This is a genomic window from Streptosporangium sandarakinum (assembly GCF_013409935.1).
In the GTDB taxonomy this organism is placed as follows: domain Bacteria; phylum Actinomycetota; class Actinomycetes; order Streptosporangiales; family Streptosporangiaceae; genus Streptosporangium; species Streptosporangium nondiastaticum.
The window spans coordinates 421258-429669 of sequence record NZ_JACCCO010000001.1; the positions used below are offsets into that span (position 1 = coordinate 421258).

The following is an 8412-nucleotide window of genomic DNA, read 5'->3' on the forward strand; positions in this document are numbered from 1 at the left end:
GTCGGTCCTCCTCACCGAAGGCGGGGCGGGCGGGGATCAGCCCTCGTCGCCGGAGGGGAGGACCAGGCGGCGCAGCGCCGCGCCGAACTCCGTCACCATGTCGTCGATGGTGGCGGCGTCGAAGAGGTTGCTGTTGTAGGCCATGGAGCCGATGATCTCGCCGCCGGGGTCGAGCTCCAGGTGCCACATCGCGCCGTCCGGGATGTCGCCGCCCACCGGCTGCGACAGCAGCCGCCTGCGGATCACCGAGTACTCCAGCTCCCCGGCGGTGCCGCGCTCGGAGGGGAACGGCGACCGGAAGACCTGGAAGGCGACCAGGGCCATGTCGTCCTGCATCACGGGCAGCATGAGCTCCGGCGCCTGCTGGAGGACCTGGCCGAACGGGATGTCGTGGGAGTACGCCTGGACGCAGCTCGTCCGGACCCGGGTGACGACGTCGCGGAAGTCGTCGCAGCCGGTCAGGTCCGCCCGCAGCGGCATAAAGTTGAAGAACGACCCCACGGTCTCGTGGAACCGCGCCGGGCCGCGACCGGAGGAGAAGGTCGGGATGACGACGTCGTCGGTCCCGGTCTTCTCCTGCAGGAACCGCACGTAGGCGGCGAGCAGCACCATGAACGGCGAGCAGCGGGTCTCCTTGCCGATCCGCTGGACCGCCGAGGTGACGTCGGCGGGGAAGGTGAAGCGCCGCCAGCCGGTCAGCTTGGGCAGGCCGGCCGAGTGCGGATGGTCGGTCCTGGAGCCCAGCATGCGGGCGCCGTCCAGCTTCTCCCGCCAGTACGCCTGCGCCCTGCCCAGCCACTGCGGGTCCACGCCGGAACGCTCCCAGGCGACGTACTCCCGGTACTGCGGCACCTCCGGCAGCTCGGCGTCGTGCCCGCTCCGGACCGCGTACCGGGCGGCCAGGTCGCGCATGACGACCCGCATCGACCACTCGTCGACGGCGGTGTGGTGGGCCATCAGCGCGAGCACCGCGTCGCGGTCGTCGAACCGGCCCACCACGGCGCGCAGCAGCGGCAGGTCGCTCATCGGGTACGGCCCGGCCTCGACCTCGTTGAGCAGCTCCTCGGCGGCCAGGTCGCGGTCACCGGGGGCGGTGCCGGACAGGTCGCGGACGTCGAGCCGCGCCGGACCGGGCCGGGCGATCCGCTGGTGGGCGTCCTCGCCGCGCCGGATCTCGGTGCGCAGGGCCTCGTGCCGGGCGACCACGTCGTCCAGGGCCTGCTGCAGGGCGGCCGGGTCGAGGGGCCCGGTGAGCCGCCAGCCGCAGACGATGGTGTAGCGGGGGCCGAACGGCCCCTCCGCGTCCCCCTTGTCGAACGCGCGGAGGAATTCCTGGTTGAACGACAGCGGGACGCGGTCCGGCCCGTCGCTCGGGATGTCGTCGATCAGGCTTGGCGCCTCGGAAACGCTCATGACTCCTGGCTCCTCATGCCGGCGTACTGCTTGCTTCGTGGGGTGGGGGTCGTTCTGTCGGGGGTGTCGGGGGCCGCCGCCAGGCGGCGCAGCGTGTCGCGGTCCACCTTGCCGCCGGCGGTGCGCGGCAGGCGGGCGACGACGGTGAAGGTCACGGGCGGTGTGGCCCTGCCGAACCACCGGCGCAGGGCGGCCCGCCAGGTGGCCGGTACGGCGTCGCCGGCCGCGGGGTCGCGCGGCACGACGTAGGCGGCCAGGCCGGCGACCTGCCGGTGCCGGCCGGGAACGGCCACCACCGCGCACTCGGCCACCGAGCCGTGCGCGGCCAGCGCCGACTCGACGTCGCCGAGTTCGAGGCGGACGCCGTTGACCTTCACCTGGTGGTCACGGCGGCCGTGGAACTCCAGCAGCCCGTCCTCGGCGCGGCGGCCCCGGTCGCCGGTGCGGTAGAAGCGGTCCGGACCGTGCGCGCCCGGCGGCGGCCGGAAGGCCGAGAGGTCCCCGGCCGCCGCGCCGACGTATCCCGGCGTGACGTACGGGCTGCGGACGACCAGGTCGCCGACGGCTCCCTCGGGGCAGGGCCGGTCCTGCCCGTCCAGCACCAGGATGTCCCGCCCGGGGATGGGCCGACCGATCGGGACGCGGCCCCCCTCCGTCCCGGTCACCTCGTGCCAGGCCGCCAGGATCGACTCGGTCGGGCCGTACAGGTTGACCAGCCGTACGGCGGGCAGCGCCGCGCGGACGCCGTCCGCCAGCTCGCCGGTCAGCGCCTCCCCGGCCAGCAGGAGGCAGCCGAGTTCGGCGGGCGGTCGCGCGCCGGGGGCGGTGACGGCCTCCAGCAGGCGGCGGGCGAAGCTCGGGACGGTCTGCAGGTGCGTGACCCGTTCGGCGGCGAGCCAGGCGGCGAGCCTCTCCGGATTGGCCCGGAGCTTCGCCGGGACCGGGCACAGGGTCGCGCCCGACACGAGCGGGGCGAACATCTCCACCAGGCTCGCGTCGTAGCCGGGCGCCGCCCACTGGGCCACCCGGGCCCCCGGGCCGATCCGGAACTCCGCGGTGAACCAGTCCATGAACTGCGCGAACCCGCGGTGGGTCTGGGGGATGCCCTTGGGGCGGCCGGTGGAGCCGGAGGTGTAGGCGACGTACATCCACTCGTCCAGGAGGTCGCCCGCCGTCTCCGGGGTCTCCCCCACCGCGAGGTCCGCGTCCGCGGCGGTCCGGGCGTCCCGGTCCGGTTCCGGTGGCGTCGCGGCACCGGAAGCCGGGCCGGCGTCCAGGACCGTTCCGCCCAGGGCGTCGCGGTACCAGGCCAGGAGGTCGTCCCCGGCCGGGGCGGCCCCGTCGAGCAGCAGGAACGCCGGCCGCAGGTCCGCAAGCACCGCCCTGCTGCGCCCGCCCGCCTCTGAGGTGTCGAGGCAGAGCAGGTGGCCGCCGGCGGCGAGGACGCCGAGCGCCGCCGCAGCCAGGCAGGGTCCAGGGTCCATCCGCACCGCCACCGGCAGGCCGCGCACCCCGCCGGCGGCCCGCAGGACGCCGGCGACCGCGTCGGCCCGCCGCAGCAGGTCACGGTAGGAGACGCTTCGTCCCTCCCCGGTGACGGCGACCGCGTCCGGGGTCGCCCGGGCGTGCCGCCGTACCAGCTCGTGGACCGGCCGCCCGGTGAAGACGGCGGCCGTCACCGGGGAGGCGGTCACGACACCGTCGCCTTGGGCTTCTCCACCGGCGCGGGCGGGCGGCGGCGCGGCTGCGCGGCCGGCTTGCCCCAGGGCAGGGCGTTCCACAGGATGCGGGCGAGCATCTTCGGCCGCATCAGCGCCTCGGGGCCGTCGATCAGGCCGGCGCCGCGCATGTAGGCGGCGGCGACCACGCCGTCGCGGGTGGCGGCGGTCTGCACCAGGTTCAGGAACGCCTGGGCCACGCGGAGCTGCGGAGTGCGCTGACCCTCGACGCCGGGGAAGCTGAGGTCCACGGTGTGGGTCATCTCCCACGGCTGGTCGATGACGTTGCGGGACAGGTCGGAGAAGTACTGGAAGGGGTCGGGGGCCGCACCGGTGTGCAGGTGCTGGCGGATGACCAGCGCGCTGAGCGCGGCGACGGTCATGCCCTGGGCGTACACCGGGTTGAAGCAGCACACCGCGTCACCGGTGACCAGCAGGCCGTCGGGGAAGCGGGTCATCTTCTCGTAGTGGCGGCGCAGGGTCGTCGGGAAGCGGAACGCCACCGGCTCGTCCAGCGGCTCGGCGTGCTGCAGGGCGTCGTAGATGTCGGGCACCGCGAGCGACTTGATCCACTCGTACAGGCCCTCCTGGGTGGTCGGCGGGTGGTCGCCCAGGATGCCGTAGGTGGTCAGCTCGACCCGGTCGCCGTCGGTCTTGGTGAAGATGGCGCCGCGGGGCAGCTCGGGCGAGGCGACCGGGTTGATGGACAGGTCGCCGTGGTAGGGGTCGGCGGTCAGGCGGTAGTGCTGGGTGACGTAGCCCAGGCCGATCTTCGTCCGCTCCTCCTCGACCCGGGCGTAGCCCAGGGCCTCCAGCCAGATGGGGGTGCGCGAGCCGCGGCCGGTCGCGTCGACCACGAGGTCGGCGTCGATGACCTTCTCGCCGGCGCCCTCCTCCTCCAGCGGCTGCACCCGCACGCCGGTGACCCGGCTGCGGTCGGCCGTGGTCTCCAGTCCGAGGATGTCGTGCCGCTCGGCGAAGGCGATGTTGGGCAGCGCCCGGGTCCGCTCGCGGATGTGGTGCTCCAGCTTGGGACGGCTGGCGGCCACGCACACCAGGCCGGCGTGCTGCTGCTTGATGGGCTTGCCGTGGAAGTACCAGCGGACGTTCCCGGCGAGGTCGCCGGTGGGCACGCCGTCGGCGAAGAGCTGCTCGGTGATGCCCGGGTACAGCTCCTCCATGACCTGCTGGCCGCGGGCCAGCAGACCGTTGATGTGGCGGCTCTGCGGGCAACCCCGGCGCGGCCCCTCCACTCCGATCAGGACGTCGCGGTCGACGATGAGCACCTCGTCATAGGCGTCGGCGAGCACCCGGGCCGCGAACAGCCCAGCGAGGCTTCCACCGAGCACCACCGCACGGGTCTTTGCCACATCACCCATTGGAGCGCCTCCTCGGCTCAAGTTTTCTTCAGCGATCCGTCGTCGCCCGCCGGTCCCGTACGGCCGGCCGGGGCGCCCGCCCGCCCTTCTCCGCAAGGCGTGCGGTCCGCTGCTCTATCCGCTACAGCGTCACATCCGGAATTACCCGGGGCATCTTCTGGAATGCTGCCTGGCGGACCGGAAAGGGCGGGGATCCGGCGGACCGGAAAGGAGGCGCGGCGCGCCGCCGTAAAGGCGAGCCGAAAAGGCGGAGAAGCGCAATTCCGAGGATGTGGCGGAAAGACCCGCGTGTGATTCTGACCGCATGACGGAGTTTGCGAACAGAACAGTTCTCATCACCGGCGGCGGCAGCGGCATGGGCCTCGCCACGGCGCAGAAGCTCCTGGCGGCGGGCGCGCAGGTCGTGATCGCCGGTCGCAGCCAGGAGCGCCTGGACAAGGCGGTCGAGGAGCTCGGCGCGGGCGACCGCGTCCTGGCCGTGGCGGCCGACGTCTCCCGCGCCGAGGACCTCGACCGGCTTTTCTCCCGCATCGAGGAGCGTTTCGGCCGGCTGGACGGCGTCTTCGCCAACGCGGGGATCGCCGACTTCGCCCCCAGCGCCGGTGTCACCGAGGAGAGCTTCGACGCCCTGGTGGGCGTCAACTTCAAGGGCGTGTACTTCACCATCGCCAAGGCGGCGGCGCTGATGGGCGACGGCGGCGCGATCGTGATCAACGGCTCCTGGCTGGCCCACCGCGGCCTGGCCTTCACCTCGGTGTACGCGGCGACCAAGGCCGCGATCATCAACCTGGTCCGCACCCTCGCCCCCGACCTGGCCACCAAGGGGATCCGGGTCAACGCGGTCAGCCCCGGCTACATCGTGACCGAGATGTTCGAGGGGATCTCCAGCACCCCCGAGGCGCAGGAGGCGTGCCGCGCCCAGGTGGCGCTGGGCCGGCTGGGCTCGGCCGAGGACGTCGCGGACGCCGCGCTGTTCCTGCTGTCGCCCCGCTCCTCCTACATCACGGGCCAGGAGATCGCGGTGGACGGCGGCCTCACCACCTCCGTCCCGATGTGATCCGTCTTCGGCGATAATCGCGCCGATCCATTCCATGAGGGCCGTCGGGCATTTCCGGTGAGGCGGCTGCTTCCGCCGCCTCACCGTGCTCTCCGCGAAATCCGTGAAGCGGCCGGACATGATGTCCGGCCGCTTTTCCTGTTCTCATGTCCGCCGTTTCCGGCACCACGCGTGCGCCATGCGCGCCATATGTGCCACGCACGCCGGATGCGCCGCGCACGCCGGATGCGCCGCGCACGCCGTGTGCGCCACGCGCGTCACGCGTGGCGCACACGTCACGCGCGTCACGCCGGAACGGGCTCCACGCGGCCGGGCTCCACGCGGCCGGGCTCCGCATGGCCCGGGGGCCGCCACCCGAACAGCGTCATGGGTCCCTCGTCCTGGGTGCTGAAGTCCCGGGGCGCGCCCGACGCCTCACCGGCGCCCGACTCCTTGTCCACGCGTCCCGTGCGCCGCGACCGCAGCACCACGTCCGCCGCGCGGGCCGCGCGCGCCGCCGAGTACGCCTCCAGCGCGGCCGGCGCGTCGGAACACGACCGCAGGTGGTGGGCGAGGACCGCCGCGTCCTCCAGCGCCATGCCGGCCCCCTGCCCGACCCCGGGGGTCATCGGGTGGGCGGCGTCGCCGAGCAGGGTCACCCGGCCCGAGGTCCAGCGCGGGATGGGGTCGCGGTCCACGATGTCGGTCACCACGATCCCGTCGGCGTCGACGTCGCGGATGATCTCCACGATGGAGTCGTGCCACCCGGTGATCAGGTCGAGGAGGGCCGGCATCGCCGCAGCCGGGCCCATCGTGGGCCACACCCCGGGCGGTGCGACGATCTTGGCCGCCCAGTACAGGTGCCCGCCGCCGATCGGACCGGCGAACAGGTCGACGCCGTCGCCGCTGGCGATGAACCCGTTGGGGTGGGCGCCCGACCTTCTCGTCCTGCCCCGCACCGAGGTGTAGCCGCGGTAGAGGAGCGGGCTGTCGCCGAACAGGCGCCGGCGGACGCCGGAGCGGACGCCGTCCGCGCCGACGAGGACGTCCGCGGTCAGGACGGAGCCGTCGGACAGGACCACGTCGACGCGCTCGCCGCGGTCGGCGTGGTCGTCGACGCGGACGCCCGTACGGAGGTCGACGCCGGCGGCCAGGGCCTCGCCGAGCAGCGCGTGCTGCAGCGCCGAGCGCAGCAGGGTCACCTGCGGGGCGCCGAAGCGGCGGGTGAGCTCCCCGATCGCGTCGACCGCCAGCGTCGTGCCGTCGGAGGCCAGCGTCGGCCTGGTGTCGCCGGGAACGGCCTCGTGCCCGGCCGCGCGCACGGCCCGGCCCAGGCGGGGGCTGATGGCGTCCAGGGCGGTGATCGCGTTGGGGTAGAGGACCATGCCGGAGCCGGCCTCGGCGATGCGCGCCGTACGCTCGACGACCGTCACCCCGATCCCGGCGCCGCGCAGGGCGACGGCCAGGGCGAGCCCGCCGATGCCGCCGCCGGCCACCACCACGCTCGGGCCCGTCACGCTCGGGCCCGTCACGACCGGCTCCGGCTCGCCTCGGGGACGGCGGGGGCCTCGTCCTCGGGCAGTTCCTCCAGGACGAGCCCGTCCAGGAACCAGTCCTCCAGCTCCTGGAGCCGGCTCTGGCAGGTCGCCCGGTCCGGCCCGGAGACGAGGAAGCAGCACATGACGTCGGCGGAGTAGCGGGAGACCCGCATGACCTCCCCGCGCTCGACGGAGATCTTGTACTCCTCGACCCAGGGGAACGGCGGTTCTCCCGGGAGTTCGACGACCTTGCCCGGCCGGCGCGACAGGAGCAGCTGCCCGGTCATCTTGACCGGCTCGGGTCGTTCGGGACCGATGTCGATCGGCAGCGGCAGACCGGCCTCCGCGCGCACCCAGCACTCGTTCAGCTCGGCGCCGAAGATGGTCTTGATGACGCCGCGCGTCTGGGCTCCCCCGGTCCGGCAGGCGATCTCGCACAGGACGAGCCGGTCGTCGGGGGTGTGGAACACCTCCGCGTGGAAGGTGAAGTTGGGCGGGCAGGGCAGGGCGTCCAGCACCCGGTCGGTGAAGTCGAGCAGCCGCCGCGCCAGCGGGTCGTCGCGGTCCAGCGTGACGTCGTGCCTGCCGCCGCGCAGCTCCTTGAAGGACGCCAGGGTGAACAGGTACTGCGACGGCCAGGCGAGGGCGACCTTGCCGTCCACGACGAGCCCGTCGACGTGGCACATCGCGCCGGGCACGAACGCCTCCACCATCAGGTTCGACTGGAGCGGCCCGTAGACGTCGAGCCTCTCGGCGACGAACGCGTCGAGCTCCTCGCGCGACCGGAGCACCGTGACGCCGATGGAGCCCGCCCCGTCGCGGGGTTTGACGACCACGGGGAAGCCGTGTTCCCGCGCGAAGGAGACGAGGTCGCCGGCGCACTCGACGCCGCGGTGCGCCGCGACCTCGATGCCCGCGGCCTCGACGGTCTCCTTCATCAGGAGCTTGTTGCGGAACGGCAGCGCGCTGGAGAACGTCTGGCCGGGCAGGCCGAGGATCTCGCGGAGCTGGGCGGCCCGCTCCAGGTCGTGCTCCTGGCAGGTGAAGAGGCGGCTCACGCCGTACCGCCGGGCGAGGTCGAGGACGCGGGCCTCCAGCACGCCGCCGACCTCGTAGTCGTCCAGCGCCTCCATGTGGCTGTAGCCGGTCTCCCCGGTGGGCAGCTCCTCGCCGACCCAGCCGAGGTGCTCCTTGGACGCCAGGAGCAGGACGTCCCCCTCGTAGTCGGCGAGCCACCTGTCGTAGGCGTGGGCGGCGAGGGTGCCGCGGTGGTGCAGGATCAGGACGCTCATCGAAACTCCTTAAGCGTGGAGACCCCGGGCTTCAGC

General features: G+C 73.5%; 6 protein-coding genes. 1 reads left to right on the top strand and 5 read right to left on the bottom strand.

All coding sequences use genetic code 11. The annotated features are described in order from the left end of the window. Nucleotides 1-36: 36 nt before the first annotated feature. The 3 genes from HDA43_RS01965 to HDA43_RS01975 are packed head-to-tail and all read right to left on the bottom strand — an operon-like array spanning nucleotide 37 to nucleotide 4510. Complete coding sequence (locus HDA43_RS01965; RefSeq protein WP_179818018.1) at nucleotides 37-1413, bottom strand: condensation domain-containing protein; 1377 nt, start codon at nucleotides 1411-1413, stop codon at nucleotides 37-39. Then, on the bottom strand, nucleotides 1410-3107 hold the full coding sequence (locus HDA43_RS01970) for an amino acid adenylation domain-containing protein (protein WP_218911564.1): 1698 nt from the start codon (nucleotides 3105-3107) through the stop codon (nucleotides 1410-1412). The genes HDA43_RS01965 and HDA43_RS01970 overlap by 4 nt, the downstream gene beginning before the upstream one ends. After that, nucleotides 3104-4510, bottom strand: a complete 1407-nt coding sequence (locus HDA43_RS01975) for an FAD-dependent oxidoreductase (protein ID WP_179818020.1) — start codon at nucleotides 4508-4510, stop codon at nucleotides 3104-3106. The genes HDA43_RS01970 and HDA43_RS01975 overlap by 4 nt, the downstream gene beginning before the upstream one ends. Before the next feature lie 304 nt (nucleotides 4511-4814). On the opposite strand from HDA43_RS01975, the gene HDA43_RS01980 reads away from it, so the two are divergent. After that, complete coding sequence (locus tag HDA43_RS01980) at nucleotides 4815-5567, top strand: SDR family NAD(P)-dependent oxidoreductase (protein WP_179818021.1); 753 nt, start codon at nucleotides 4815-4817, stop codon at nucleotides 5565-5567. 284 nt (nucleotides 5568-5851) lie between these two features. On the opposite strand, the gene HDA43_RS01985 is transcribed toward HDA43_RS01980, so the two are convergent. Both HDA43_RS01985 and HDA43_RS35705 read right to left on the bottom strand, forming a co-directional pair. After that, a complete protein-coding gene (locus HDA43_RS01985) occupies nucleotides 5852-7078 on the bottom strand; it encodes an FAD-dependent monooxygenase (RefSeq protein WP_179818022.1) in 1227 nt (408 codons plus the stop codon). Beyond that, nucleotides 7075-8376: an ATP-grasp domain-containing protein gene (locus HDA43_RS35705; protein ID WP_179818023.1), complete on the bottom strand. Its 1302-nt coding sequence runs from the start codon at nucleotides 8374-8376 to the stop codon at nucleotides 7075-7077. The genes HDA43_RS01985 and HDA43_RS35705 overlap by 4 nt, the downstream gene beginning before the upstream one ends. Between the last annotated feature and the right edge of the window lie 36 nt (nucleotides 8377-8412).

What these genes read in the sequence shown, in the direction of transcription:
- HDA43_RS01965 (WP_179818018.1), bottom strand. Translation starts at nt 1,413, where the DNA reads ATGAGCGTTTCCGAGGCGCCAAGCCTGATCGACGACATCCCGAGCGAC.
- HDA43_RS01975 (WP_179818020.1), bottom strand. Translation starts at nt 4,510, where the DNA reads ATGGGTGATGTGGCAAAGACCCGTGCGGTGGTGCTCGGTGGAAGCCTC.
- HDA43_RS01980 (WP_179818021.1), top strand. Translation starts at nt 4,815, where the DNA reads ATGACGGAGTTTGCGAACAGAACAGTTCTCATCACCGGCGGCGGCAGC.
- HDA43_RS35705 (WP_179818023.1), bottom strand. Translation starts at nt 8,376, where the DNA reads ATGAGCGTCCTGATCCTGCACCACCGCGGCACCCTCGCCGCCCACGCC.